Here is a 26,590-nt window from a genome sequence, read left to right as displayed (position 1 = left end):
GGGGACCACATGGCCGACACCGTGCTGTACGAGGTGAGTGACGGGCTCGCCACCATCACCCTGAACCGCCCCGAGGCGATGAACTCGCTGAACGTGGAGACCAAGGTCGCCCTGCGGGACGCCCTGGAGGCGGCGGGCGCCGACCCCGCGGTGCGGGCCGTGCTGCTGACCGCGAACGGCAAGGCCTTCTGCGTCGGCCAGGACCTCAAGGAGCACGTCGCGTTCCTCCAGGAGGAGGGCGGCGGGCCGGCCATGTCCACGGTGCGCGAGCACTACAACCCGATCGTCACCGCGATCGCCACCATGCCCAAGCCCGTCGTCGCCGGGGTCAACGGGGTCGCCGCGGGCGCCGGCGCCGGCTTCGCCTTCGCCTGCGACTACCGCGTGGTCGCCGACACCGCCGCCTTCAACACCTCCTTCGTCGGCGTCGCCCTGACCGCCGACTCCGGGGCCTCCTGGACGCTGCCCCGGCTGGTGGGCCGCAGCCGCGCCGCCGACCTGCTGCTCTTCCCGCGCACGATCAGCGCGCAGGAGGCCTTCGAGCTGGGCGTCGCCAACCGCCTGGTCCCGGCCGGCGAGCTGGCCGCCGAGGCCGCCTCGGTCGCCCGCACGTTCGCCGAGGGCCCGACGGTCGCCTACGCGGCGGTGAAGGCCTCCCTGGCGTACGGCGAAGGGCACTCGCTGGTCGACACCCTGGCCAAGGAGGACGAGCTGCAGACGGCCGCCGGTGCCTCCGAGGACCACCGGATCGCCGTCGAGGCGTTCCTGAAGAAGGACAGGCCCCGCTTCCTCGGCCGCTGAGCCGGGGCAGACGGGGCGGCAGGGACGGCCGGGACGCTCAGCGGCGGGCGCAGCAGTCGGCCAGGTGGTCGTCCACCAGGCCGCAGGCCTGCATCAGCGCGTAGGCCGTGGTGGGGCCGACGAAGCGGAAGCCGCGCTTCTTGAGGTCCTTGGCCAGGGCGGTGGACTCCGCCGTGACGGCCGGCACGTCCGCGACCGTGCGGGGTGCCGGGCGTCCGGCGGGATCCGGCGCGTACGACCAGACCAGGGCGTCCAGACCGCCCTCGTGGGCCTCGCGCAGCGCCAGGGTGGCCTGCGCGTTGCCGATGGACGCGTCGATCTTGGCGCGGTTGCGGATGATGCCGGTGTCGGCGAGGAGCCGCTCCCGGTCGTCGTCGGTGAAGGCGGCGACCGCCTCCGGGGAGAAGCCGGCGAAGGCCTTCCGGAAGCCCTCGCGGCGGCGCAGGATCGTGATCCAGGACAGGCCCGACTGGAAGGCCTCCAGGCACAGCCGCTCGAAGAGGGCCGCCTCGCCGTGCACCGGGCGCCCCCACTCGGTGTCGTGGTAGTCGACGTAGTCGTCGGTGGACAGCCCCCACGGGCAGCGGGCCAGGCCGTCCGGCCCGGTCACCACGCCGCCGTCGCTCACAGCCCGCTCCCGGGGGCGCGCGGGTCCTCGGGGGCCCGCGGGCCCTGCTCGGCGTCCTTGAGCAGCGAGTGGCCGCCGAGCCGGGTGGCGTGTGCGCCGGCCAGCGCGGCCTCCAGGTCGGCGATGTGGGCGTCGCGCTGGGCCAGTTCCGCGCCGAGGCGCTCCAGCACGTCGTCGACGTCCACCATGCGGTAACCGCGCACGGTCACCGGCAGGCGCAGCCGCTCGACGTCCGCGCGGCCCACCGGCCGCTGCGGCGGCAGCCGGTCGTCCACCCGGTCCGGCTGCACGTCACGGAGCACCCCGCCGTCGCCGAGCACCGCGAGGGCGACCGCGGCGACCACCGCGACCAACGCGATGAGCATGAACCAGAACAAGACCTCTCCCGGGGTCGGCCCGACGTGTACGCCACGATCGTGCCACGTCGCGCCGTGCGCGCGGTGTGCGGTCGGCGACTATCTTCGATCGGCGTACGACATTTCGAAGGAGGCAGGCGCGACATGCTGCGGCTGGGCACACGGGAATTCGGCGAGCACGAGCCCGTGATCATGGCGATCGTGAACCGGACGCCGGACTCGTTCTACGACCAGGGCGCCACATTCACCGACGCACCGGCCCTCGAACGCGTCGGGCGCGCGGTCGCGGAGGGTGCCGCGATCATCGACGTCGGCGGGGTGAAGGCGGGCCCCGGCGAGGAGGTCTCGGCGCAGGAGGAGATCCGCAGGACCGCCGGTTTCGTCGCCGAGGTGCGCCGGCGCCACCCCGACGTGGTGATCAGCGTCGACACCTGGCGCCACGAGGTCGGCGAGGCGGTCTGCGAGGCCGGCGCGGACCTGCTCAACGACGCCTGGGGCGGCGTCGACCCCCGGCTCGCCGAGGTCGCAGCGAAGCACGGCGTCGGCCTGGTCTGCACCCACGCGGGCGGCGCCCCGCCGCGCACCCGGCCGCACCGGGTCGGCTACGAGGACGTGATGGCCGACATCCTGAAGGTGACGGTGGGCCTCGCGGAGCGGGCGGCCGCGCTCGGGGTGCGGCGGGACGCCATCCTCATCGACCCCGGCCACGACTTCGGGAAGAACACCCGGCACTCGCTGGAGGCGACCCGGCGGCTGCCGGAGATGACGGCCACCGGCTGGCCGGTGCTGGTCTCGCTGTCGAACAAGGACTTCGTGGGCGAGACCCTGGACCGCCCCGTCAAGGAGCGGCTGATCGGCACCCTGGCGACGACCGCCGTCTCGGCCTGGCTCGGCGCCCGGGTGTACCGGGTGCACGAGGTCGCCGAGACCCGTCAGGTGCTGGACATGGTGGCCTCGATCGCGGGACACCGGCCCCCGGCGGTCGCCCGGCGGGGGCTGGCGTAGGGCCCTCGGTTCAGTCGCCGATCTCCTTGGTCACCAGGGCGACCGCCTCGTCGACGTCGTCCGTGACGTGGAGGAGTTCCAGGTCGACCGGGGACGCCTTGCCGCCGTCCACGACGGTGTTGCGGACCCAGTCGACCAGGCCGCGCCAGTAGGCGGAGCCGAACAGGACGATGGGGAACTGCGTGACCTTGCGGGTCTGGACCAGCGTGAGGGCCTCGAAGAGCTCGTCGAGGGTGCCGAAGCCGCCCGGCAGGACGATGAACCCGGAGGCGTACTTCACGAACATCGTCTTGCGGACGAAGAAGTAGCGGAAGTTCACGCCGATGTCGACGTAGGGGTTGAGCCCCTGCTCGAAGGGGAGCTCGATGCCCAGGCCCACCGAGACCCCGCCGGCCTCGCAGGCACCCCGGTTGGCCGCCTCCATGGCCCCGGGGCCGCCGCCGGTGATGACGGCGAAGCCCGCCTCGGCCAGGGCGCGGCCGATGCGGACACCGGTCTCGTACTCGGCCGAGCCCTCGGCCGTACGGGCGGAACCGAAGACGCTGACCGCCCTGCCGAGTTCGGCGAGCGCGCCGAAGCCCTCGACGAACTCCGACTGGATGCGCATCACGCGCCACGGGTCGCCGTGGACCCAGTCCGAGGGTCCGCGGGTGTCCAGCAACCGCTGGTCGGTCGTGGACTTCTGCACCTGGCCCCGGCGCCGTACGACGGGACCGGTGTGGCGCTCGGGCCAGCCGCGCCCCGTGGGGCGGCCCTCCGCCGCGGCTGTCTCGGCGGCGGACGCCTCCTCCGCGTCACTGTCCATGTCGCGCTCCTTTCGCTGCCGTCCGGTCAGGGTACGACCGCGTCCGCCGGGCGGATCAAGAACGCGCCGCTGAATTGCTCGTTACGACAGCCAGGCGCGCAGCTTCTCCTCCGCCTCCAGGACGGCGGCGACGGCGACGTGCTCCTCGCGGGTGTGGGCGAGCCGGGGGTCGCCGGGGCCGTAGTTCACGGCCGGGACGCCCAGCGCGGAGAAGCGGGCCACGTCGGTCCAGGCCTCCTTGGGCGCGGGCTCGGTGCCGATGGCCTCGACGAAGGCGGCCGCCGCCGGGTGGGACAGGCCCGGCAGGGCGCCGGGGGCGCTGTCGGTCAGCCGCACGTCATAGCCCTCGAAGACCTCGCGGACGTGGGCGAACGCCTCGGCCTCGGAACGGTCGGGGGCGAAGCGGAAGTTGACGATCACCGCGCAGGAGTCGGGGATCACGTTCCCGGCGTGACCGCCCTCGATCATGACGGCGTTGAGGCCCTCGCGGTAGGTGAGGCCGTCGACGACCGCCTGCCGCGGCGCGTAGGCGGCGAGCCGGGCCAGCACGGGCGCGGCCTTGTGGATGGCGTTCTCGCCCAGCCAGCTGCGCGCGGAGTGGGCGCGGCGGCCGGTGGTCTCCACCCGGAACCTCAAGGTGCCCTGGCAGCCGCCCTCGACCTTTGCGTCGGTGGGCTCCAGCAGGACGGCGAAGTCGCCGGCGAGCCACTCCGGGTGGTTCTCGGCGAGCCGCTTGAGGCCGTTGTGCTCCGCCGCGATCTCCTCGGCGTCGTAGAAGACGAAGGTCAGGTCGCGGTTGGGCTCGGTGAGGGTCGCGGCGAGCCGCAGCTGGACGGCGACCCCGGACTTCATGTCGGAGGTGCCGCAGCCCCACAGGACGCCGTCCCCGTCGAGGCGGGAGGGCACGTTCTCGGCGATCGGCACGGTGTCCAGGTGACCGGCGAGTACGACGCGCTCGGCCCGGCCGAGCCGTGTGCGGGCGACGACGGCGTCCCCGTCCCGGTCCACCGTCAGGTGGGGCAGGGCGCGCAGGGCGCTCTCCACGGCGTCCGCCAGCGGCTTCTCGGCGAGGCTGACGGAGGGGATGTCGACGAGCTGCGCCGTCACGGCGGCGGCGTCCTGACTGAGATCGAGCACGGGCCGTTCCATGCCGCCGACCCTACCGGGGGCCTGACGAGGCCACCGGCACAGCGGGCTTCGGTACGGTGTGCGCGTGCCGAAGCCACCGTCGACCTCGACACCCGCCGCAAGTGCCCCCCGCAGGCGGGGGCGCGCAGCCCGTCTGATCACCGCAGGACTGGTCCTGCTGGGGGTCGCGGGCTACTCCGCGTACCACCTGGCCGGCGTCGGCGGCGGTCCGCGCCATCCGGCCTGCACGGTCACCACGGAGGCCGGCAGCCTGACCCTGGAGCCCCAGCAGGCGGCGAACGCCTCGACGATCGCCGCGGTGGCGACCTCGCGCGGGCTGCCGGAGCGGGCGGTGACGATAGCGCTGGCCACGTCCATGCAGGAGTCGGCGCTGCGCAATCTCGACCACGGGGACCGCGACTCGGTGGGCCTGTTCCAGCAGCGCCCTTCGCAGGGCTGGGGCACGGCCGCGCAGATCATGGACCCGGTCTACGCCTCCAACGAATTCTTCGACGGCCTGGTGAAGATCCACGGCTATTCCCGGCTGCCCCTCACGGTGGCCGCGCAGAAAGTGCAGAAGAGCGGCTTCCCTCAGGCCTACGCCAAGCACGAGGCGGACGCCGCGCTGCTGGCCGGCGCGCTGACCGGCCGGCACGCCGGGGCGCTCACCTGCGTCACCCCGGTGGCCGCGGGTGCGGTCTCCGGGGGCGACCCGGCGAAGGTGCGGGAGCGGCTGGTGCGGGAGTTCGGGGCCGACGTGGCGCCGCGCACCACCGGGACGCCCGCGGACCCGGACGACGAGGCCGCGCGGGACGCCAAGAACGGTGCGCGGGGCGGGGGTCCGGCGCGGCGCACGGTGGCCGTGCCGTCGGCCCCGGCGGGGAACGAGGCGCGCGGCGACAAGGGCCGGCGGGGCTGGGAGCTGGCCCAGTGGGCGGTGGCGCACGCCCATGAACTGAAGGTGGAGAAGGTGTCCTTCGGGAACCGCGAGTGGTCGGCCAAGGCCTCCGACCGGGGCTGGACGGCGTCGAATTCCGACGCCGCGCACGGGGCCGGGGGCGACGTCAGGATCACCGTCGCGCAATAGTGCGGGTATTCACCCCCAGGCGGGTGATTGATACGCCAAAACCATCAGATGTGAATCCCCTCGTTCGGGGGTGCGAAAAAAGCTCCTGATCAAGGGCTGTGACGTTTCCGCGGCACTTCCGGCTCCGTCCGAATTGCTCCGCTTTACCGCCCCGGGAATCCTTTCGCATTACCAATTCTTTACTCTTGGCGGCCGCAACCTTCGGCCCCCTTCACGCGGTAGTCACGACGTCCGCCCCGCGGACATGTCACGTCGAAACTGTCGTCTCTCCGTAAAAGGAGCACCATGTCTCTCCCCCTCGCGCGTCGGATCGCCCGGGCTGCCCTGCTGGTCGGCGCGGCCGCGGCTCCTCTCATCGGTGCCGGTGCCGCGTCCGCCGCCGCGCTGCCGCAGGTCGGCGACCTGGGTGGGCTGACCAACGTGGACAAGACCCCCGAGCTCACCGGCACCGTGAACGGCGTGGCCAAGCAGTCCGGCGCCGTGAAGACCGTGCAGGAGGCGCTGCCCGCGACGACCGACACCGTCAGCGACCTGGCCAAGGGCGCCCAGCCCGCCGTCAAGGGAGCCGCGACGCAGACCGCCAGGACCGTCGGCGGCACCGCCCAGGAGCTCGGGAAGACCGCCAAGGGCTCCGGGCTGCCGGGCGGCCTCCCCTCAACCGGCCGGCTGCCCCTCCAGGGGCTCCCCATCGGCGGCTGATCCCCCACAGCCGCACCGAAAGGGCCCGGGGAGCGAGCGGTGCTCCCCGGGCCCTTTGCGCCCGCGTCGTGGCCGCCCGCGGCTCAGGAGGACAGCCGGCGCACCGCCGCCGCCACCCGCTCGTCGGTGGCCGTGAAGGCGATCCGTACGTACCGCTCCCCCGCCGCGCCGTAGAAGTCGCCGGGGGCCACGAGGATGCCGTCCTTGGACAGGTCCGCGACGGTGTCCCAGCAGGACTCGTCACGCGTCGCCCACAGGTACAGGCTCGCCTCGCTGTGCTCGATGCGGAAGCCGGCCGCCTCGAAGGCCTCCCGCAGGGACGCCCGCCGCCGCGCGTAGCGCTCGCGCTGCCGGGCCACGTGGGCGTCGTCCCCGAGCGCGGCGACCGTGGCGGCCTGCACCGGGGCGGGCGTCATCATGCCGCCGTGCTTGCGGATCTGCAGCAGCTCGCCGAGCACGGCCGGGTCGCCCAGGAGGAACGCCGAGCGGTAGCCGGCCAGGTTGGAGCGCTTGGACAGCGAGTGGACGGCCACGATGCCCTCGTAGGAGCCGCCGCAGACGTCCGGGTGCAGGACCGAGACCGGGTCGGCGTCCCAGCCCAGCTCCAGGTAGCACTCGTCGCTGAACACCAGCACGCCGTGCTCGCGCGCCCAGGCCACGGCACGGGTCAGCTCGTCCTTGGACAGCACGCGACCGGTGGGGTTGGAGGGGCTGTTGAGCCACAGCAGCCGCAGCCCGGCCGGGTCGGGCTCGGTCGGTTCGTCGTAGACGACCGCCTCGGCGCCCGCCAGCCGCGCCCCGACCTCGTAGGTCGGGTAGGCCAGCCGCGGGTACGCCACCTTGTCGCCCGCGCCGAGGCCCAGTTGGGTCGGCAGCCAGGCGACCAGTTCCTTGGAGCCGACGACCGGCAGCACGTGCGCGTCGGTGAGGCCGGTGGCGCCCAGCCGTCGGCCGGCCCAGCCGGTGATGGCGGCGCGCAGCTCGGGCGTCCCCCACACGGTCGGGTACCCGGGGCTGTCCGCGGCCCCGGCCAGGGCCCGCTGCACGATGTGCGGGACCGGGTCGACCGGGGTGCCGACCGACAGGTCGACGATGCCGCCGGGATGGGCGGCGGCCGTGGCCTTGTACGGTTCGAGCCGGTCCCAGGGGAAGACGGGGAGTCTGGACGAGACTGGCTGCGCCACGGTGGTGCTCACTTTCCGTTCCTCGCAGGCACGCGGCCTGCCACTGCCTGAAACACGGCGGTCCCGTACGGCGGTGTGCCGTACGGGACCGCCCGCAACGGTCGGGTCACTCGCCCTGCGGCGGCAGGGCGGCGATGAAGGGGTGGTCGCGCTCGATCAGCCCGAGCTTGGAGGCACCACCGGGCGAGCCGAGCTCGTCGAAGAACTCGACGTTCGCCTTGTAGTAGTCCTTCCACTCCTCCGGGGTGTCGTCCTCGTAGAAGATGGCCTCCACCGGGCAGACCGGCTCACAGGCTCCGCAGTCGACGCATTCGTCCGGGTGGATGTACAAGGACCTCTGGCCCTCGTAGATGCAGTCGACCGGGCACTCCTCGATGCACGCCTTGTCCTTGACGTCGACACAAGGCTGCGCGATGACGTAGGTCACGCTGTCGTTCCTCCTCGGTAGGGCTGTCTCGCGCGGGAGCGCGGCGTCGTCGATGCCCGCCCCTAGTATCTCCGTTCTTGGGCAGCAGACGAACAGGAGGGGCGGTCATGAGCATGGATTTCACCGCCGGAGGCCGGCTCGAGGTACGCATAACCCCTTCTGACGTGGGCAAACGCGTTTCGGTTCGGAGGATCGCGGAGATCGTCGAGGGGCGGCCGGTGTTCGCCGACGCCGTCGGGATTCTCACATCGTGGAACGAAGGGGTGCTTGTTGTCACCCGTCGGGACGGGGAGACCGTCCGCATCGCGGAATCGTCCCTGGTCGCGGGCAAGATCGTGCCCGACGCACCGGCGCGCCGCGGCGCCCGCGCGCCCCGCGCGACGGCCAGGGAACTGCAGGAATCGGCCTCCCGCTGCTGGCCCGCGCAGGAGGCCGCCCGACTGGGCGCGTGGACACTCCGGGCGGCCGGCGGCTTCACCAGGCGGGCCAACTCCGTGCTGCCGCTGGGCGATCCGGGTGTCCCGCTGACGGAGGCCGCCGCGCGGATCGCCCGTTGGTACGGCGACCGCGGACTGCCGCCGTACGTGCAGGTCACCACCGGTGGCGAGGACTCCGACGAGACGCTGGCGCAGGCGCTGGGCGGCCTCGGCTGGACGGCGGAGGGCCATGCCCTGCTGCGCACGGCCGCGCTGGCGCCGATCGCGGACCTGCCCGGCGCCGAGGCCGTGCACCTGTCCCGCGAGGCCGACGCGGCGTGGCTCGCCCGCTACCACCGCACGGGTGACCTGGGCGACGCGGCGCTGAAGGTGCTCACCGGCGGCCCCTCGGTGTGGTTCGCCACGGTGCCGGGGGACGGCGACCCCGCCGACGCCGGGCCCGCGGCGATCGGCCGCTGCGTCGTCGACGGCCGCTTCGCCTCCTTCGGCGCCGTCGAGGTGGCCCCCTCCCACCGGCGGCGCGGACTGGCCCTGGCCGTGATGGCCGCGCTCGCCCGCAAGGCCCTGGACGAGGGCGCCTCCGGCGCGTACCTGCAGGTCGAGACGGACAACGAGGGCGCGCGCGCCCTCTACGACCGAATGGGCTTCACCACCCACCACGCGTACCACTACCGGCGCGGCCCGCTGTCCGCGGAAGGGTGAGAACCCCGGTATGGACGACTCCACCAGGCAGCGCTTCGCCGAGGCCGCCCGCGAGGTGCGCCCCGACCTCGCGGACCTGTGCCTGCTCATCGGGGCCGAGGCCGACCCGTCCCTCGACGAGGCCGGGACGGACGCGGCGCAGATGGAACTCGACCGTCTCGCCGGGCTCCTGCCGTACGGCCTCACCGGCCCCGCCGAGTGGGCCGACGCCGCCGCCGAACTGCTCGCCGGCCGCTGCGGGTTCGGCGGCTCCCCGGCCGACTACCAGCGCCTGGAGTCCTCGCTGCTGCACGAGGTGCTGCGACGGCGGCGCGGACTGCCGATCCTGCTGTCGGTGGTCTGGATGGAGGTCGTCCGGCGTGCCGGCGGCCCCGTCCACGGCGTCGCCCTCCCCGGGCACTTCGTCGTGGGCTTCGGCGACCCCGCGGGCGTCTTCGTGCTGGCCGACCCGTTCAACGGCGGCCGGCGGCTCGGGGAGGAGGACGTGCGCCTGCTGGTGGCGGGCGCGACGGGGGCCGCGCCCTCCCCGGCGATGCTGGAGCCCGCGGATCCGCTGGACATCGTGCTGCGGGTGCTCAACAACATCCGCGCGTGGGCCTCGGCACGGCCGGAGCACCTGACGACGCAGCTGTGGGCGGTCGAACTGGCGCTGCTGCTGCCCCACCATCCGGCACGGCTGCGCCTCGAGCACGCCCAGCTCCTGGTGCGGAAGGGGGACTTCGCGCGGGGTGCCGCGGAGATGGAGGCGTACGCGGACGTGCTCGCCGAGGCGGAGCCGTCCGCCGCGACGGCGATGCGGCGGCAGGCGCGGGCCGCCCGCGCGCTCCTCAACTGACCGCCCGGGGGGGTTGCGGGTCGGCCGCCCGCCGGAGGCCGGGGGCACCCCCAGCGGCAGCCGGGGGAGGGCCGGCGCAGCCCCACGACGGCGCCGCACCGGTGCGGTGCGCACGGTCTCTCCCCCGGCCTGGCGGCTGGGGGTACCCCCACGTGTGCACGCCGGTGGGTGGGGGTGGGCCAGCCCTCCCCCGGACTTCGGCCGGGGGCACCCCCACGCCGGGGGCACCTCCCAGCGGCAGCTGGGGGAGGAACGACTTCCCGCGACCCCCACGGGCCCGGGCGGCGGGCGGCTAGAGCCAGCCGCGTTCGAGGGCGATGCGGACCGCTTCGGTTCGGTTGCGCGCGGCGGTCTTCTGGATCGCGGTGGAGAGGTAGTTGCGCACGGTCCCCTCGGAGAGGTGGAGGCGGCGGGCGATGTCCGCGTTGAGGGAACCGTCGGCCGCCGCGCGCAGGACGTCGCGCTCGCGCGGGGTGAGGGGGTCGGCCCCCTCCGAGAGCGCGGCGGCGGCGAGCGCCGGGTCGATCACCTTCTCCCCCCGCAGCACCCTGCGCACCGCCTCCGCGAGTTCCCCCGCGGGCGCGTCCTTGACCAGGAACGCGTCGGCGCCCGCCTCCATGGCCCGGCGCAGGTACCCGGGCCGGCCGAACGTGGTGACGATGACGACGCGGACCCCGGGGAGTTCCGCCCGCACCACGGCGGCCGCGTCGAGGCCGGTCATCGCGCCGGGCATCTCGATGTCGAGGAGCGCGACCTGCGCCCCGGCGTCGCGGGCCGCTCCGAGGACGTCCTCGCCGCGCGCGACCTGCGCGACCACCTCGATGTCCTCCTCAAGCCCCAGCAGCGCGGCCAGGGCCTCGCGCACCATCGACTGGTCCTCCGCCAGCAGCACACGGATCATGGCCGTGAGCGTAGTCGGCCGGGACGACGGCGTGGAGGGTGAAGCCGCCGTCCGCCGCGGTCTCCAGGCGGCCACCGGCGAGCAGCAGGCGCTCCTCCATGCCGGTCAGGCCGTTGCCGCGCCGTGTGGCGCCGGGGCCCGGGCCGCGGCCGTCGTCGGCGACGGTGAGCCGTACCGTGCCGTCGTCCTCGGCGACCGTCACCACGCAGCGGGAGGCACCGCTGTGCCGTACGACGTTGGTGACGGCCTCGCGCAGGGCCCAGGCCAGCGCGCCCTCGGCCTCCGGGGTGAGCGGGGCGGCCACGGTGGCGGGCAGCTCGGCGCGGACGCCGGCGGCCTGCAGGGCGCCGCGGGCGCCGGCGAGCTCGGCGGCGAGGGTGGGCCTGCGGTAGCCGCTGACGGCCTCCCGGACGTCCACGAGGGCCTGCCGGCTGACCCGCTCGATGTCGGCGACCTGCGCGGCGGCGTCCTCGGGACGGCCGGGCAGCATGCGTCCGGCCAGTTCGCTCTTGAGGGTGATCAGCGACAGCGAGTGGCCGAGCAGGTCGTGCAGGTCGCGGGCGAGCCGCAGCCGTTCCTCCGTGGCGGCGAGCTGGGCCACCGCCGCCCGGGCCTCGCGCAGTTCGCGGGTGGTGCGCACCAGCTGGCGCACCCCGGTCATGGCGTAGCCGCCGAGCAGGCACGGCACGAGCAGCGAGACCACCGTGGCCTCGTTCGCCCCGGTGAGCCCGGCGACGGCCGCGAGCACCGCGGTGACCAGCGGGATCGCCCAGCGCGCCTGCCGGCCGGGCAGCACCGCCCCGCAGCCGACGGCCAGGTAGACGAACAGCACGAGGAACGCGTCGCCCAGGGTGAAGGTCATCAGCAGGCCCAGCGCGCAGAGCAGCAGGAGCTGCCCGTACACCCAGCGCGGCTGGTGTTCCGCGTTGGTCCGCAGGAAGACGATGCCCAGGTAGGCGGCGACGAAGGCGGCGAGCCCGAGCCAGCCGAGCACGGTCGCGGTGAGGCCGTGCCCGCCCTCGGCGAGGTCGCTGACCGGGGCGCCCAGGTAGAGCATCCACATGGCCACCCAGACCAGCTTGACCACGGCCTGGCGGCGGTTCTCCGGGGCACGGCCGATGGCCGGGGCGTCCCGGGGCTCGGCGGCCTCCCGCTGCTGTGTCGTTCCGGCGGCCACGATCGTTCTCCTCTCAGGCCTTCGCGGTGTCCTTGCGGTACATCCAAGCGGCTGTCCCGGCGAAGACCAGCCCGTAGACCACCAGTACGGCGACGTCCCGGGCGTGCGGGGCCTGGCCGAGTTCGACGGCCTGGCCGAGCGCCGCGTACGGCCGGGCCGGCAGCAGGTTCGCGATGTCGCGCAGCCAGCCGGGGAAGGAGCTGAAGGGCATCCACAGGCCGCCGAGCAGCGCGAGCCCGAAGTAGGCGATCATCGCGATGGGGCGGGCGGTCTCCGCCGAGGCGACGTAGCCGATGGCCACGCCGAGCGCGGCGAAGACGAAGCTCCCCGCCCAGCTGGTGAGCAGCACCCCGGCCCACTGCCAGGCGGCCATCCGCACGCCCTTCACGGCGCCGCCGGCGAGCAGCACGAGCACGATCGAGGGCAGGCTGACCGTGGCGGCCGCGGCGATCTTCGCCAGGACGTAGCCGCGCCCGGGGAGGGCGGTGAGCCGCAGCTGGCGCACCCAGCCCTTGTCGCGCTCCCGGGCGATCCGCTCGGAGTTGCCCATGAGCACGGCGGTCATGGCGCCGAAGGCGCACATCGCGACCATGTAGTACGGCACCATCGCGGCCTTCTGGCCCGCCGTGAGGATCATGAAGAGCAGCACCGGGTACAGCACCGAGAAGAACATGAACCTGCGGTTGCGCAGGACGCGCAGGATCTCCAGCCGGGCCAGCGTCCTCATCGCGCCGCCACCTCCTCCTCGGACTCCTTGGACGACTCCGTGATGGCCAGGAAGGCCTGCTCCAGGCCGAGCCCGGCGACCTCCAGGTGCCGGGGGTAGAGCCCGGCCGCGTAGACCGCGTGCACCGTCGCGTCGGCGTCCGTGGAACGGATGCGCACCGTGCGCCCGGTGATCTCCACGTCCGTGACCCGTGGCAGGGCCCGCAGGGCGGTCTCGTCCGGCGGGGTGTCCAGGTCGAAGACGATACGCCGGACCCCGGCCCGCGCCTTGATCTCGGCGGCGGTGCCGTCGGCCACCAGCCGGCCGCCCTGCAGGACGAGCACCCGGTCGGCGACGGCGTCCGCCTCCTCCAGGTAGTGGGTCGCGAAGAGCACCGTGCGGCCCTGCTTCACCTGGCCGCGCATGGCCTCCCAGAAGGCCTGCCGGGCGGAGACGTCCATGCCGGTGGTCGGCTCGTCGAGGACCAGCAGGTCGCTCGCGCCCGCCGTGGCCAGGGCGAAGCGCACGCGCTGCTCCTGGCCGCCGGAGAGCTTGTCGACCTTGCGGTCGGCGATGGACTCCAGCCCGGCGGCCGCCATCACCTCGGCGACGGGGTGGGCCCGCGGGTGCAGGTCGCAGGCGAGCCGTACCAGCTCGCGCACGGTGACCTCCTCCATGAGGCCGCCGCTCTGCAGCACCGCCCCGACCCGGCCCTCGGTGATCGCCCGGCGCGGGGTGGTCCCGAAGACCTCGACGGTGCCGGAGTCGGGCGTGCGCAGCCCCAGCAGCAGGTCCAGGGTGGTCGACTTGCCTGCGCCGTTGGGGCCCAGCAGGGCGACGGTCTCACCCGGGTGGAGGGTCAGGCTCAGGTCGTCGACGGCCCGGACCTGACCGAAGCTCTTGCTCACGTGCGTGAACACTGTTGCGGTCATGGCAGCAGCGTCGCCTGCGGCGCGGTCCGCGCGGCAGTGCCGGGCGTCCTGTCCCGCGGATGACAGATGTCATGGGTGTGGCCCCGGTACGGGTACCGGGGCCACACCCTTCACGCGTGGATCGGGCGACCGGGGGTCAGGACGTGCCCTCGATGGTCACCGTCTTCTTGGCGGTGTCGGTGGTCTGCAGCGCGGGCAGCATCGCGGAGGCGACGTCCTCCGGGGTGACGGCGGTCTTGCTGCCGTCCCCACGCTCGACCAGGACACCGTCGAAGGCGCCGCCGTACAGGCCCTGGAGCACCTTGCGGTCGATGTACGGCGTCAGGTTGCCGTCCTGGTCCGGCACCATCGTGAGGATCTTCGACAGCGAGTTCTGCGGGCTGAACGGGACGGGTGCCCCGGCGCCCGCACGGACCATGACGAACCCGGACATGGCCGTCTTCCCGAAGCCGTTGACGGCCTTGTCGAGCGCCTCCTGGGTCACCTTGGGCTGGACGGTGGTGACCTTCAGGCTGACCGCACCGGCCTTGCCGGTGGCGACCTGCGTGGCGTAGGCGGCGGTGACGGTGTCGATCGAGGCGGCCACGTCCACGCCCTCGTGGGGCTTGCCGGGGACGGCGACGGCCTTGCCCTTCACGAACTTGACCATGCCCTCGGAGCCCGAGCCGCCGAGCCCCTGGGAGAGCTTCTCCAACTGGGCGCGGAGCTTCTCGCTGTCCGTGGTCAGCACGGGCTCGGCCGCGCGCGAGCCGCCGAACAGCGAGCCGATGACGGTGACCGGGTTGTAGTCGCGGTGCGCCACGTTGCGGACGGTCGCGTCGGTGTCGAGGACGAGACCGGCGGTCGCGGGCTTCAGCGAGGTGCGCTGGTCGCCGACGGTGACGGTGATCGGCGCGTTCTTGCGGGAGCCGAGCGCCTGGTCGAGGACCGCGACGGCCTGGTCCTTGGTCTTGCCGCCGATCCCGACGCCGTAGACGGTCGTACCGGCCGGGACGTCGGAGTGGTCCATCAGCAGTCCCGCGCCGTAGGCGATGCCCAGCACGCCCAGCACGCCGACGCCCGCCAGTATGAGCTTGGAGCGGCCCTTGGCCTCGGGCTGCGCCGCGCTCTGACGGCCGGCGGGCGGGGCCGGCCGGGTGGCGGACGGTCCCGCGGGGGGAACCGCCGGGATGCCGCTGACGACGGTGTCGCCGGACATCCGGTCGGCCGCGGAGGACGGGAACGGCGTGGGGAACGGCGGCCGGCCGGCGGCGGGGCCCGCCGGGGGCACCCGCATCTCCCCGGTGACCGGACCCGTGGTGGGGCCGGCCGGCGGCTGCTGCCCCGGGAAGGGCGCACCTGCTCCGGGACCGGCGGGCCCCGCGCCGGGGCCGACGGGGAACGGGCGCGGTGCCGGCGCGGGGCGTCCGGGACCCGCGGGGCCGCCAGGGCCCCCAGGGCCGCCGGGACCGCCGGGACCGCCCGGGCCGCCCGGCATCACGGGGCCACCGGGACCCACGGGGCCGCCGGGGCCACCCGGCGCCACCGGACCGCCGGGACCGGCCGGGCCGACCGCGCCGTCGTTCAGGTACGGGATGCCACCGCGTCGCGGGCCGCCGGGGGCGGCGCCCGGTCCGGGGACCGGTCCGCGCTCCATGGGGCCGGGCTGGGCGGGGATGTCGCCGAGCTGCATGGGCTGGGTGACCTCGGGCGCGGAGAACCCCTGCGTCGCCTCGGGACCGGGCGCCGGGGCCGGCCCCGGGCCGGCCTCGGGCCTGGGCGCGGCCTTCCGCGGCGCGAACCAGTCGCTGGCCGGCTTCTCGCCCTTCGGCGCCGGAGCCGGCTCCGCGACGGGTTCCGGCGCGGGCGCCGGAACGCCCTGGCCGGCCCCGGTGCCGCCGCCGACGGTCCAGCCCGTGGGCAGCGGGGCCGACTCGGCCTCGGGGGCGGCCGGGGCGGACCCGGCGGGCGCCCCGCCCTCCGCGCCGCCCTCGACGGGCGTGCGGACGACGACCGGCGGGATCGGCCGGGACCCGGGGATGTTGATGCGCACCCGGGTGGTCAACGTGGTCTCGGTCTTGGTCTCCTCCGCGGCGGGAGCCGCAGCGGGCTCCCCGGTCGCGGCACCATCGCGCGGGTCCTCCTGCGGATGCAGCGACGGAAACGGTCGGGTTCCGTACGGCGGGGTACCCGACGGGTACGCGGCTCCGCCCCGGCCCTGGGGGCCGGGGGACGGACGATCAGTTTCACGACTCAAAGCAGGCTCTCCCGGTTCGCTTCGCCACCCGTCACGGCCTTTCCGCGGGCGGCCCGGCGGCGCGCACCACCATACTGGGCGCCGCGTCGGAGCCGCCTGCCCGCCGGATGGAGACCGCCCTGATCAAAGGGGTTTATGTGACGTCAACCGCCAAAACGGGCGACGCTCGCTCCGTAACGGACGCAACGTGGCGCCTATGGTGCCTCAAGTGATCCACCGGCGGGAGGACGGGGTTGCACAAGCGTGGCCGACATCACGCCGGCCATCGCTCCGCCCAACAGGTAGACGTACGGACTGATTCCGTTGGCGAACAGGAAATCACCCTCCGGGCGGGCGGAGCTCAGCAGCATCACGGTGATCAGCCACACCGCCGCCGGCACCACGGCGCCCAGCCGCGTGCCGGTCAGCCGGGCGCCGCCGTGGAAGAGCGCCGCGCTCCCGGCGAGCGCGAGCAGCAACCCGCCCGGGAACCAGGCGGCCTGGACCAGCGACCCCGCGACGGCGACCAGCACGCCCAGGACCGCGAGCAACGGATAGGCGGCGCGCCTCATGCCCCGGTCCCCGCGAACAGATCGTCCTCCAGGCTCCCGGCCGGCGCGGGCACGCCCTTGACCAGACGGTAGAACTCGGCGCCGAACAGGGGCTGTCCGAGGTCGTTGGAGAGCGCGAAGAACGGGCCGTCCACCGCGATCTGGGTGACGTGGGCCTTCATCGCCGCGGCCTTCTGCCCGGCGTAGCGGGCCTCCACGTCGATGGCGGCGGTCACCAGGCCGTCGTCCACCACGCCCGGGACGTCGTCGGCGGTCGCGATGCCCTCGAAGGGGATCTGCCGGCCGGCACCGCGCAGCCGGGCGAAGCCCTCCTCGACCACGTGGCGCGGGATGCAGTTCCAGTAGATCTTGGCGATGGAGTGCGGGCCGCCGAGGTCACGCCGGTAGGCCGGCTCCGCGGCCAGTTCGGCGGCGCGCATGGCGACCCGGTGCGCCTTGATGTGGTCGGGGTGGCCGTAGCCGCCGTCGGGGTCGTAGGTGACCAGGACCTGCGGACGGACCTCGCGGATCACCTCCACGAGGTACGAGGACGCGAGGTCGAGGTCCGCCTGCCAGAAGCTCTCCGGCCGGTCGTTCTGCGGCACGCCCATCATCCCGGAGTCCCGGAAGCGGCCGGGGCCGCCGAGGAAACGGTGGTCGGTGACGCCGAGCTGCGCCATGGCCTCGGCGAGTTCGCCGGTCCGGTGCGCGCCGAGGGTGTCGTCGCGATCGGGGGCCAGGTGCGCCAGCTCGGGCGGGATGACCTCGCCCTCCTCGCCGAGGGTGCACGTCACCAGCGTGACGAGAGCGCCCTCGGCGGCGTACTTGGCCATGGTGGCGCCGTTGTTGATCGACTCGTCGTCGGGATGCGCGTGGACGAGCAGCAGTCGGCGGGCGGGCGGTGCGGTCATGAGGAGAGCCTAGGGCAGGCCCCGCGGCTCACCAGGGGGAAGCCACGGGCTCAGAACTTGAAGTCGCCGATCATGCCCGCGACGTTGCTGGTGAGGTCCCGGATCGTCGGCGCGATGGAGGAACTCGCCAGGTAGAACCCGAGCAGTACGCAGACCACCGCGTGCCCCGCCTTCAAACCGGCTTTCCTGACCAGCAGGAAGACGACGATCAGCAGCAGCAGCACCGCCGAAATCGAAAGTGCCACAGCGGCACACCTCCAGGGCCTCAGAGTCCGACAGCACTTGCCAACCGGTTGTTACCCACTCTCGGCAGTGGATCATAACTTTGTGGCGCACCGCATAGCTCGTCGCACGGGAGCACGCGGGGGCGCATGGCCGGATCTCGTGGTTGGCGTGCGCCGGGCTCACCGGCGGGCGGTGACACACTCCCCCCATGACGCAAGCGCTCTCGTTCCCGCGGCAGTACGCCCGCACGCAGCGGTTCTCGCTCGGCGCCCCGCGCGCCTTCACCGTGTCGCCGGACGGCGGCCGGATCGCCTTCCTGCGCTCCCGTTCCGGGACCGACCGCTCGCACCTGCTGTGGGTGCTGGACCCGCAGTCCGGCGCCGAGCGGGTCGCGGCGGACCCCGGGGTGCTGCTGTCCGGCGCGGCGGAGGAACTGTCGCCGCAGGAGAGGGCGCGCCGGGAGCGCAGCCGGGAAGGTTCGGCCGGAATCGTCGGCTACGCGACCGACGACGCGGTGGAGCTGGCCGCGTTCGCCCTGTCCGGAAGGCTCTTCACGGCGGAGCTGCGGGCCAGCACGGCCCGGGAGATCGCCGTGCCGGGCCCGGTGGTGGACCCGCGTCCGTCGCCGGACGGCCGCCGGGTGGCCTACGTGGCGGACGGTGCGCTGCGCGTGGTGGACGCCGACGGCGGCGGGGACCGGGCGCTGGCCGAGCCCGAGGGCCCGGACGTCGGCTACGGACTGGCGGAGTTCATCGCCGCCGAGGAGATGTCCCGCAGCCGCGGCTACTGGTGGGCCCCGGACGGCGCCTCCGTACTGGCGGCCCGGGTGGACGCGTCCCCGGTCCGCCGCTGGTGGATCGCCGACCCCGCGAACCCCGCGCAGCCGCCCGCCGAGGTGGCCTACCCCGCCGCCGGCACCCCGAACGCCGAGGTCACGCTGGTCCTGCTGACGCTGGACGGGGCGGCGACGCCGGTGGAGTGGGACCGCGAGCGCCATCCGTACCTCGCGCAGGTGCACTGGTCGGCGGCGGGCCCGCCGCTGCTGCTGGTCCAGACCCGGGACCAGCGCGAGCAGCTGTACCTGACGGTGGACACCGCCACCGGCGGCACCCGGGAGGTGCACCGGGACAGCGATGAAATCTGGCTTGATCTTTTCGCCGGGGTGCCCGCCTGGTTGTCCGGCGAGCGCCTCGTACGGATCTCCGACGAGAACGGCTCGCGAGCGCTGTTCGTCGGTGAACAGCCGTGGACGGGACCGGAGTTGCACGTGCGTGCGGTGCTCGGGACGGACGGCGACGGCGTCCTGCTGTCGGCCTCGGCGGGGCACGGCGCCAAGGACCCGGAGACCGGCGAGATCCATGTGTACCGCGCCGACGGAGGCCCCGCCGGAGCGGTCCGGCTGAGCGGTGGGCCGGGCGTGCACTCCGCGGTGCGCGCCGGGGCCGTGACGGTGCTGTCGTCCGCGTCGCTGGAGTCGGCCGCCACGACCGTCCGGGTGCTGCGGGACGGCGAGCGGGTGACGGAGATCGCCTCGCACGCCGAGACCCCGGTCCTCACCGCGCGCCCGGTGCTCGTCAGCGCCGGCGAGCGCGGCGTCCCGGCGGCCGTGCTGCTCCCCTCGGGGCACCGGGAGGGCGACGGACCCCTGCCGGTGCTGATGGACCCGTACGGCGGGCCGCACGGCCAGATGGTGGTGAGCGCGCAGCGCGGCTACCTGCAGGCGCAGTGGCTGGCCGACCAGGGCTTCGCGGTGGTCGTCGCGGACGGCCGGGGCACCCCCGGGCACTCCCCCGCCTGGGAGAAGGCGATCGCCGGCGACTTCGCGGGCGTCACGCTCGACGACCAGGTCCACGTGCTGCACGCCCTGGCCGGCCACTACCCCCTGGACCTCACCCGGGTGGGCATCCGCGGCTGGTCGTACGGCGGGTACCTGGCGGCGCTCGCCGTGCTGCGCCGCCCGGACGTCTTCCACGCCGCGGTGGCGGGCGCACCGGTCACCGACTGGCGGCTGTACGACACGCACTACACCGAGCGCTACCTCGGCCACCCCGAGGAGCGGCCGGCGGTGTACGCCGCCAACTCCCTGGTCACCGACGCCGGTCTGGCGGACCCGGCGGACGAGGTCCGGCCGCTGATGATCATCCACGGCCTCGCCGACGACAACGTGGTGGCCGCGCACACCCTGCGGCTGTCCTCCGCGCTGCTGGCCGCGGGCCGCCCGCACGAGGTGCTCCCGCTGTCCGGGGTCACGCACATGACGCCGCAGGAGGAGGTCGCCGAGAACCTGCTCCTGCTCCAGGTCGCGTTCCTGAAGCGTTCCCTGGGCGTCGCGGGCTAGGGCGGGTCCTGCAGGTACGCCGCCCGCGCCTCGGAGGCGGGGCCGGGCGGCGGCTGCGGGTAGGAGCCGAAGACGGGGAGGACGGCGGTCTGCTCGTACAGCGGCATGGACAGGTTGTCCGCTGCCGCGGGGACCTCCGCCTCCACGTACGGGTCGCCGCCCGGCACGCCCACCGCCGCCAGGTCGCCGGGGACGAGCAGCAGCGTCACCACCAGCGCGGCGCCCACCGCGAAGGCGGCGGCGAAGTCGTCGGCGCCCGGGGCGTCGATCCGTGAGGTGCCGATCACCGGGACCGCGGTCACGGCGAGCAGCCCGGCCACACCGATGCCCAGCGGCCGGGCGAACGGGGCCCGTACGAACGCGGCGAGGCCCGCGGCCGCGGCCAGGCCGGCCGTCGCCCAGACCAGCCACTCGTAGGGCGCCCCCAGTTGGGAGTCCACCAGGTAGCCGCCGCCCGCGGTGCGCCAGAAGAAGCCCGGCGGCAGCGGCGCCGCCGGGTCGGACCGCCGGGAGAACTCCAGGACGCCGGCGATGAGCGCCACCACGAGCAGCAGCATCCCCGCCAGCACGCCCGCCGCGGGCCGCGGCGGGGCGGGCGCGTCCTCGCCGGTGCGCCGTACGACGACGAGCAGCACGAGGGCACCGGCGATCTGCCCGCCCGCGGTCACCAGCAGGGCTCCCTGCAGCCCGGGCGGGCTGCCGCCCGAGGAGGGGGCCAGGAGGTACGCCGTGGGGGTGCGCAGCGCCAGGGTGAGCACCGCGGCCGCCCCGAGGACCCCGACGCCGCCGGGCTTGAGGGACGCGACCGCGGCGGCCACGTAGAGCCCGAGGAGCAGCAGGTCCACGGTGGAGGTCACCAACGGCGCCCCTCCGACGGGTACCGCAAGACCCGCCCACACCCTGACGGCGCCCTCCGCCCGGAACTGCACGAGGTCCTGGCCCAGCCAGGCCGCCTCGGCGGCCCCCAGGGCGGCACAGACCATTCCTCCGAGCCGATACGCCTGCCGCATGGCCACCTCCCCGGCCCCTCCGGCAGCACTGTCCTTTGGCCTTCCGAGGGGATACGTACCGGGCCGGTCCAGCGTTCACCGCGGACGTACGGCGGCCGGCCGGGGCGATGTGTGATCACCCCGGCCGGCCCACGGCACCCGCACGGCCGTACGCTGCTCAGCGTGGCGCGTCCGTATATCGGTGATGCGTCGATCAAGTTGCCTGCGTGTAAAAGAATTTCATCCTGAATCCTCCGCATTCGCGGGTGGACCGCGGAAGCTGTCAAGCACGCGTTAACGACGATATCCAAAATCTTGCCCCAAGATAACGGCGATCTCGTCTTCTGATCGCTTCACCCCCTTGACTGGCCGCCAAATCCATTGCCCAATACCGGCTAGCTAGCCACGGGCGTACACATGCGCCACCAAAACTCTTTGGTGCGGGGGCAGATGACCATGTCCAGTCCGAGCACGGCCGCGAACCGGCCGGAACCCGTTCCGGCAGAGGCGCCCGCCCCCGTCGCGGGCACCGGCAAGGAAGCCTCCGAACTCGTGGGGCGCTCCCCGGGCCGGCTCGCCTGGCTGCGCTTCCGCCGCGACCGCACCGGAATGGTCTGCGCCGGCGTCGTGCTCTTCTACCTCGTCGTGGCGCTGGCCGCACCGCTGATCTCCAAGGTGTACGGCAAGAACCCCTACGAGCTGTACGGCCAGGACCTGGGCCTGCTCAACAGCTACGGGATCCCGCTCAAGCCCAACGGCGGCATCGACGGCGACTTCTGGTTCGGGCTCGAACCCCAGCTCGGCCGGGACGTGTTCACCCTGCTCATCTACGGGATCCGCACCTCGCTGGGCATCGCCCTCGCCGTGACCACGGTCTCCGTCGTCGTCGGCGTGCTCATCGGGCTCGTCCAGGGGTATCTCGGCGGGCGCACCGACTACTTCATGGGCCGGTTCTCGGACCTGATGCTGTCCTTCCCGCAGCAGTTGTTCTTCATCGCCTTCACGCCGGTCATCGTGGCCCTCTTCGTCTCCCCGCGCGACGAGGAGCCGACCTACGTGCGCATCGCGGCGCTGGTCGTCGTCCAGTTCATCCTCGGCTGGATGAGCGTGGGCCGGCTGGTGCGCGCCCAGGTGCTGAGCCTGCGCGAGCGCGAGTTCATCGAGGCCGCGAGGATCAGCGGCGCCTCGTCGGCGCGGATCATCCGCAGGGAACTGCTGCCCAACATCTGGTCCACGATCCTGGTCCAGTCGACCCTGCTGCTCCCGGTGAACGTCACCGCCGAGGCGGGCCTTTCCTATCTCGGCGTCGGAATCCTGCCGCCCACCCCGGACTGGGGACTGATGTTCCAGCAGGCCGCGGCGTACTACGAATCCGACGTCACCTTCATGTTCTTCCCCGGCATCGCCATGGTGATTTTCGTGGTCGCCTTCAACCTGCTCGGGGATTCGGTCCGGGACGCACTCGACCCCAAGACCGTGCGCTAGGTGTCCAAGCCGCCGCGCCGGGCCCCTGTGGGGGGAGACCGGGCACGTCGGTATCCGCAGTTCGGTTCACTGACAGGCAGGGATCAATGAGAATTCGCAAGGCGCGTTACGCCTCCGCGTTCCTGGCGTTGGGGGCTCTGGCACTGTCCGCCGCGTGCAGCAGCGGTGGCGGCGGCGGGACGGGCACCGGCGGCGGCGAGGGCAAGCAGGCCACCGTGCAGAACTTCGGCATCGGCACGGCCGCCGACTCCAAGGGCCCCGCCCCGGAGGTCCCGGGGGCCACGAAGGGCGGCACGGCGTACGACCTCGACCAGGCGGGCTTCGACTACCTGGACCCCGGCCAGCAGTACGTCAGTGACCAGTTGTCGGTCCAGCTGCTCTACAACCGCTCGCTGACCGGCTACAAGATCGACGCCAAGACCGGCAAGACGATCCTCGTGGGCGACCTCGCCACCGACACCGGCAAGTCCTCCGACGGCGCGAAGACCTGGACCTTCACCCTCAAGGACGGCCTGAAGTTCGAGGACGGCACCCCGGTCACCTCCAAGGACGTCAAGTACGGCATCGAGCGACTCTTCGCCGACTACCAGACCCAGGGCCCGCAGTACATCCAGAAGTGGCTCTACGGCGCCGACTACCGCAAGGCGTACACCGGCCCGTACGAGGGCAAGGAGATCCCTGCCGACAAGATCGACACCCCGGACGACAAGACCATCGTCTTCCACTTCCTGGAAGCCCACGCCGACACGCCCTACGCGGCCGCGATGCCCAACATCTCGCCGGTGCCCAAGGCCAAGGACGACAAGCAGAAGTACAACAACCACCCGGTCGCGACCGGCCCGTACAAGATCGCCAGCTACAAGCCGGGCAAGGAACTGGTCTTCGAACGCAACACCAACTGGGACCCGAAGACCGACCCGATCCGCAACGCCTACCCGGACGGCTGGAACTTCCAGCTCGGCATCGCCGAGCCGGGCCTGACCAACCGGCTCGCCGCCGAGGACGGCAACGACAAGTACGCGGTGAACCTGTCCGGCTCCTCCGACCCGTCGAAGATGCAGACCCTGACGACGGACGCGCAGTACAAGTCGCGGACGGTGAACCAGTACCAGCCGTACGTCGAGGTCATCAACATCAACACCAAGCGGATCACGGATCCGAAGATCCGCCAGGCGATCATGTACGCCTTCCCCATGACCCAGGTCCAGCAGGCCTTCGGCGGCGGCGCCCAGGGCGAGCTCGGCACCACCCTGATCAGCCCGACCGTGGCCGGCTGGAAGAAGTACGACCCCTTCGGCAAGCTCGACAAGCCCACCGGTGACATCGACAAGGCCAAGGAGCTGCTGAAGGAGGCCGGGGTCACCGGCAAGGTCAAGCTCTCCTACGCCTACTCCAACACCCCGCGCTGGCAGAACGTGTCGCTGACCATCGAGAAGGCCCTGGAGAAGGCCGGCTTCGACGTCCAGCGCAAGGCCATCGACCCGACCTCGTACTACACGGTCGTCGGCAAGCTCGACACCCCGTACGACATCTACCGCACCGGCTGGGGAGCCGACTGGCCCGCCTCCTCGACCGTGGTCCCGCCGACCATGGACGGCCGCAACCTCGCCGACGGCACCAACAACTACTCGTTCCTCAACGACGAGCACGTCAACTCCGAGATCGACCGCATCCTGGCGATCACGGACATCGACAAGCAGAACGACGAGTTCCGGACCCTGTCCGAGTACGTGCTGAAGAACGACACGTCGCAGATCCCGTTCATCTTCGACAAGTACTTCAACATCCACGGCTCCGGCCTCGGCGGCGTCACCTACAACGAGGTCTACGGGACGATCAACCCCAACACGATCTTCGTCAAGCAGTAGTCCCCGCGCAGACACGCCGGTCCCGGCCTCTCCCCGGGCCGGGACCGGCGCCCCGACGGAACCGACGGAGAGCCTGACCCATGCTGCGTTTCCTGGTACGCCGTGTGCTGGGCGCGCTGGTCATCCTGCTGCTGATCAGCGCCATCACGTACTTCCTCTTCTTCTTCCTGCCCTCCGACCCGGCGCTGCTGTCCTGCGGCAAGAACTGCAGCCCGCAGAACGTGGCCCTGATCCGCAAGAACCTCGGCCTGGACCTGCCGATCTGGACCCAGTACTGGCACTTCATGGTCGGCGTCTTCGCCGGCCGCGACATGCCCATCGGTCACTGCCCGGCGCCGTGCTTCGGCTACTCCTTCGCCGACCAGCAGCTCGTCTGGGGCACCATCGCCGACCGCTACCCGACCACGCTGTCGCTGGCGATCGGCGGCGCCACCGTCTTCCTGTGCGTCGGCGTCGGCCTCGGGCTCGTCTCCGCCTGGCAGCAGGGCAAGGCCTTCGACCGGATCGCCAGCGGCATCTCGCTGGTCGGCAACTCCGTGCAGATCTACTTCCTCGGACCGATCGCCATCGGCCTGTTCGCCAGCAGCTGGCACGTGCTGGACCGCGGCCACGACCCCGACTGGTCGCACGACCCGTGGGGTTCGGTGCAGGGGCTGATCCTGCCCTGCCTGGTGATGTCGGTGATCTTCTGGTCCAACTACAGCCGCCAGACCCGCTCGCTGATGGTGGAGCAGCTGTCCGAGGACCACATCCGGGCGGCCCGCGCCAAGGGCATGTCCTCGCGGTACGTGTTCCTGCGCTACGCGCTGCGCGGCGCCGCCGCCTCCATCATCACCATCTTCGGCATCGACCTGACCGCGGTCCTCGGCGGCGCGATCATCACCGAGGTCACCTTCGGACTGCACGGGCTCGGGCTGCTGTCCGTGCAGGCCGTGCTCCGCAGCGACCTGCCGCTGGAGATGGCCGTGATGCTGATCGGCGCCACGATCATCGTCGTCTGCAACATCGTCGTCGACGCCGCCTACGCCCTCATCGACCCGCGGATCAGGCTTTCGTGAGCCGGAACGCTTGCCGGCACGCAGAGGAGAAGCACCGTTGAGCATCCTCACCAAGACCGAGGCGGGGCCGCCCGGCCCCGGGGACCCGACGCCGTCCGGGCCGTTCCTGTCGGTCCGTGACCTGTACGTGCAGTTCGCCACCGAGGACGGCGTGGTCAAGGCCGTCGACGGGCTCTCCTTCGACCTGGAGCGCGGCAGGACCCTGGGCATCGTCGGCGAGTCCGGCTCCGGCAAGTCGGTCACCAACCTGGCGGTCCTCGGTCTGCACAACCCCCGCAACACCACCATCCGCGGCGAGATCGTGCTGGACGGGCAGGAGCTGACGGGCGCCCCCGAACGGACCCTGGAACGGCTGCGCGGCCGGAAGATGGCGATGATCTTCCAGGACTCGCTGACCGCGCTCTCCCCGTACTACACGGTCGGCCGGCAGATCGCCGAGCCGTACAGGAAGCACATGGGCGCCTCGAAGAAGGCCGCCCGGGAGCGGGCGGTCGAGATGCTCGCCCGGGTGGGCATCCCGCAGCCGCGGCTGCGGGTGGACGACTTCCCGCACCAGTTCTCCGGGGGCATGCGGCAGCGCGCGATGATCGCGATGGCGCTGGTCTGCGACCCGGCGCTGGTCATCGCGGACGAGCCGACGACGGCCCTGGACGTCACCGTGCAGGCGCAGATCCTCGACCTGCTGAAGGACCTGCAGCGGGAGACGGGCACGGCGATCATCATCATCACCCACGACCTGGGCGTGGTGGCCAACACGGCGGACGACGTGATGGTGATGTACGCGGGGCGCTGCGTGGAGCGCGGCACCGTGCGCGAGATCCTGAAGACGCCCGAGCACCCCTACTCCTGGGGCCTGCTGGCCTCCATCCCACGGCTGTCGGCGCCGGTGGACCTGCCGCTGTCCCCGATCCCCGGCACCCCGCCCAGCCTGCTCAACCCGCCCTCGGGGTGTCCCTTCCATCCGCGGTGCACCTTCACCGAGGAGGTCGGCGGCGGGCGCTGCGCCACCGAGCGGCCCGGCATCCCCGAGGGCGAGCGGCGCGGCTCCGCCTGCCACCTTGCCCAGGACCGGAAGCGGGAGATCTTCGCCGGGCAGATCCGGCCGCGGCTGGGCGGAGGTGCGCGGTGAGCGCCCCGCAG

At 73.0% G+C, this 26,590-nt stretch carries 26 protein-coding genes; 11 read left to right on the top strand and 15 right to left on the bottom strand.

The annotated features are described in order from the left end of the window. Nucleotides 1–9 precede the first annotated feature (9 nt). Nucleotides 10–801, top strand: a complete 792-nt coding sequence (gene chcB, locus ACFV3E_RS33650) for a 2-cyclohexenylcarbonyl CoA isomerase (RefSeq protein WP_500538248.1) — start codon at nucleotides 10–12, stop codon at nucleotides 799–801. Nucleotides 802–838: 37 nt separating this feature from the next. On the opposite strand, the gene ACFV3E_RS33645 is transcribed toward chcB, so the two are convergent. Next, nucleotides 839–1,429, bottom strand: coding sequence for a DNA-3-methyladenine glycosylase I (locus ACFV3E_RS33645; protein WP_500366596.1), 591 nt, complete (start codon nucleotides 1,427–1,429; stop codon nucleotides 839–841). Next, the gene (locus ACFV3E_RS33640; RefSeq protein ID WP_500538246.1) at nucleotides 1,426–1,806 is read right to left on the bottom strand and encodes a cell division protein DivIVA; all 381 of its coding nucleotides are present in this window, start codon (nucleotides 1,804–1,806) and stop codon (nucleotides 1,426–1,428) included. Before ACFV3E_RS33640 ends, ACFV3E_RS33645 begins: the two co-directional genes overlap by 4 nt. Nucleotides 1,807–1,929: 123 nt before the next feature. Between ACFV3E_RS33640 and folP the strand changes: the two genes are divergently transcribed. Continuing rightward, nucleotides 1,930–2,790 (top strand): dihydropteroate synthase, encoded by an 861-nt coding sequence (gene folP, locus ACFV3E_RS33635; protein ID WP_500538244.1) that lies wholly within the window; start codon nucleotides 1,930–1,932, stop codon nucleotides 2,788–2,790. A gap of 10 nt (nucleotides 2,791–2,800) precedes the next feature. Here folP and ACFV3E_RS33630 read toward each other — a convergent pair whose 3' ends face one another. Together ACFV3E_RS33630 and dapE are read right to left on the bottom strand one after the other, a co-directional pair. Continuing rightward, nucleotides 2,801–3,595, bottom strand: coding sequence for an LOG family protein (locus tag ACFV3E_RS33630; RefSeq protein WP_500538242.1), 795 nt, complete (start codon nucleotides 3,593–3,595; stop codon nucleotides 2,801–2,803). A gap of 81 nt (nucleotides 3,596–3,676) precedes the next feature. Continuing rightward, nucleotides 3,677–4,744 (bottom strand): succinyl-diaminopimelate desuccinylase, encoded by a 1,068-nt coding sequence (dapE, locus tag ACFV3E_RS33625; RefSeq protein ID WP_500538240.1) that lies wholly within the window; start codon nucleotides 4,742–4,744, stop codon nucleotides 3,677–3,679. A gap of 64 nt (nucleotides 4,745–4,808) precedes the next feature. Between dapE and ACFV3E_RS33620 the strand changes: the two genes are divergently transcribed. Together ACFV3E_RS33620 and ACFV3E_RS33615 are read left to right on the top strand one after the other, a co-directional pair. Then, on the top strand, nucleotides 4,809–5,810 hold the full coding sequence (locus ACFV3E_RS33620) for a VldE C-terminal domain-containing protein (protein ID WP_500538238.1): 1,002 nt from the start codon (nucleotides 4,809–4,811) through the stop codon (nucleotides 5,808–5,810). A gap of 285 nt (nucleotides 5,811–6,095) precedes the next feature. Further along, nucleotides 6,096–6,509, top strand: coding sequence for an ATP-binding protein (locus ACFV3E_RS33615; protein WP_500538236.1), 414 nt, complete (start codon nucleotides 6,096–6,098; stop codon nucleotides 6,507–6,509). Between the two features lie 83 nt (nucleotides 6,510–6,592). Here the strand turns inward: ACFV3E_RS33615 and dapC are convergent, their stop codons facing one another. Beyond that, a complete protein-coding gene (gene dapC / locus ACFV3E_RS33610; RefSeq protein WP_500366608.1) occupies nucleotides 6,593–7,705 on the bottom strand; it encodes a succinyldiaminopimelate transaminase in 1,113 nt (370 codons plus the stop codon). A 94-nt stretch (nucleotides 7,706–7,799) separates the two neighbouring features. Beyond that, the gene (fdxA, locus tag ACFV3E_RS33605) at nucleotides 7,800–8,120 is read right to left on the bottom strand and encodes a ferredoxin (protein ID WP_018561461.1); all 321 of its coding nucleotides are present in this window, start codon (nucleotides 8,118–8,120) and stop codon (nucleotides 7,800–7,802) included. A 113-nt stretch (nucleotides 8,121–8,233) separates the two neighbouring features. On the opposite strand from fdxA, the gene ACFV3E_RS33600 reads away from it, so the two are divergent. Beyond that, nucleotides 8,234–9,259, top strand: a complete 1,026-nt coding sequence (locus ACFV3E_RS33600) for a GNAT family N-acetyltransferase (RefSeq protein ID WP_500372664.1) — start codon at nucleotides 8,234–8,236, stop codon at nucleotides 9,257–9,259. 10 nt (nucleotides 9,260–9,269) lie between these two features. Further along, nucleotides 9,270–10,094 carry a transglutaminase family protein gene (locus ACFV3E_RS33595; RefSeq protein ID WP_500538234.1) on the top strand — a complete coding sequence of 275 codons (825 nt, stop codon included), beginning with the start codon at nucleotides 9,270–9,272 and terminating at the stop codon, nucleotides 10,092–10,094. 292 nt (nucleotides 10,095–10,386) lie between these two features. Here ACFV3E_RS33595 and ACFV3E_RS33590 read toward each other — a convergent pair whose 3' ends face one another. The 8 genes from ACFV3E_RS33590 to ACFV3E_RS33555 form a co-directional block, all read right to left on the bottom strand. Then, nucleotides 10,387–10,995 carry a response regulator gene (locus ACFV3E_RS33590; RefSeq protein ID WP_500538232.1) on the bottom strand — a complete coding sequence of 203 codons (609 nt, stop codon included), beginning with the start codon at nucleotides 10,993–10,995 and terminating at the stop codon, nucleotides 10,387–10,389. Further along, nucleotides 10,925–12,172 carry a sensor histidine kinase gene (locus tag ACFV3E_RS33585; protein WP_500538230.1) on the bottom strand — a complete coding sequence of 416 codons (1,248 nt, stop codon included), beginning with the start codon at nucleotides 12,170–12,172 and terminating at the stop codon, nucleotides 10,925–10,927. Before ACFV3E_RS33585 ends, ACFV3E_RS33590 begins: the two co-directional genes overlap by 71 nt. 13 nt (nucleotides 12,173–12,185) lie before the next feature. Then, nucleotides 12,186–12,899, bottom strand: coding sequence for an ABC transporter permease (locus tag ACFV3E_RS33580; RefSeq protein WP_500366615.1), 714 nt, complete (start codon nucleotides 12,897–12,899; stop codon nucleotides 12,186–12,188). Continuing rightward, nucleotides 12,896–13,810, bottom strand: a complete 915-nt coding sequence (locus ACFV3E_RS33575; protein ID WP_500538228.1) for an ABC transporter ATP-binding protein — start codon at nucleotides 13,808–13,810, stop codon at nucleotides 12,896–12,898. Before ACFV3E_RS33575 ends, ACFV3E_RS33580 begins: the two co-directional genes overlap by 4 nt. A gap of 136 nt (nucleotides 13,811–13,946) precedes the next feature. Continuing rightward, nucleotides 13,947–15,854 (bottom strand): VanW family protein, encoded by a 1,908-nt coding sequence (locus tag ACFV3E_RS33570; protein WP_500538226.1) that lies wholly within the window; start codon nucleotides 15,852–15,854, stop codon nucleotides 13,947–13,949. A gap of 386 nt (nucleotides 15,855–16,240) precedes the next feature. After that, a complete protein-coding gene (locus tag ACFV3E_RS33565) occupies nucleotides 16,241–16,597 on the bottom strand; it encodes a DUF6113 family protein (protein WP_500366621.1) in 357 nt (118 codons plus the stop codon). Next, nucleotides 16,594–17,487: an N-acetyl-1-D-myo-inositol-2-amino-2-deoxy-alpha-D-glucopyranoside deacetylase gene (gene mshB / locus ACFV3E_RS33560; protein ID WP_500366623.1), complete on the bottom strand. Its 894-nt coding sequence runs from the start codon at nucleotides 17,485–17,487 to the stop codon at nucleotides 16,594–16,596. Before mshB ends, ACFV3E_RS33565 begins: the two co-directional genes overlap by 4 nt. A 50-nt stretch (nucleotides 17,488–17,537) precedes the next feature. Beyond that, nucleotides 17,538–17,732, bottom strand: a complete 195-nt coding sequence (locus ACFV3E_RS33555; protein WP_026251431.1) for a hypothetical protein — start codon at nucleotides 17,730–17,732, stop codon at nucleotides 17,538–17,540. Between the two features lie 188 nt (nucleotides 17,733–17,920). Here ACFV3E_RS33555 and ACFV3E_RS33550 point away from each other — a divergent pair, with 188 nt between their 5' ends. Further along, complete coding sequence (locus tag ACFV3E_RS33550) at nucleotides 17,921–20,050, top strand: S9 family peptidase (protein WP_500538224.1); 2,130 nt, start codon at nucleotides 17,921–17,923, stop codon at nucleotides 20,048–20,050. Here the strand turns inward: ACFV3E_RS33550 and ACFV3E_RS33545 are convergent. After that, a complete protein-coding gene (locus tag ACFV3E_RS33545; RefSeq protein WP_500538222.1) occupies nucleotides 20,047–21,060 on the bottom strand; it encodes a hypothetical protein in 1,014 nt (337 codons plus the stop codon). The genes ACFV3E_RS33550 and ACFV3E_RS33545 overlap by 4 nt on opposite strands. Before the next feature lie 435 nt (nucleotides 21,061–21,495). On the opposite strand from ACFV3E_RS33545, the gene ACFV3E_RS33540 reads away from it, so the two are divergent. From ACFV3E_RS33540 to ACFV3E_RS33525, 4 genes are all read left to right on the top strand, one after another. Continuing rightward, nucleotides 21,496–22,524 carry an ABC transporter permease gene (locus tag ACFV3E_RS33540; protein ID WP_500538260.1) on the top strand — a complete coding sequence of 343 codons (1,029 nt, stop codon included), beginning with the start codon at nucleotides 21,496–21,498 and terminating at the stop codon, nucleotides 22,522–22,524. An 86-nt stretch (nucleotides 22,525–22,610) separates the two neighbouring features. Next, entirely contained in the window at nucleotides 22,611–24,392 is a 1,782-nt protein-coding gene (locus tag ACFV3E_RS33535) for an ABC transporter substrate-binding protein (RefSeq protein WP_500538220.1), read from the top strand. 80 nt (nucleotides 24,393–24,472) lie between these two features. Next, on the top strand, nucleotides 24,473–25,450 hold the full coding sequence (locus ACFV3E_RS33530; protein ID WP_500366629.1) for an ABC transporter permease: 978 nt from the start codon (nucleotides 24,473–24,475) through the stop codon (nucleotides 25,448–25,450). A 37-nt stretch (nucleotides 25,451–25,487) separates the two neighbouring features. Beyond that, on the top strand, nucleotides 25,488–26,579 hold the full coding sequence (locus tag ACFV3E_RS33525) for an ABC transporter ATP-binding protein (RefSeq protein WP_500538218.1): 1,092 nt from the start codon (nucleotides 25,488–25,490) through the stop codon (nucleotides 26,577–26,579). Nucleotides 26,580–26,590: the final 11 nt, after the last annotated feature.

Origin of the sequence: Streptomyces sp. NPDC059718, from assembly GCF_042733315.1 — a bacterium.
GTDB lineage: Bacteria > Actinomycetota > Actinomycetes > Streptomycetales > Streptomycetaceae > Actinacidiphila.
Note: the sequence above shows the minus strand (reverse complement) of the source record. Positions and strands in the feature narration are given on the sequence as shown.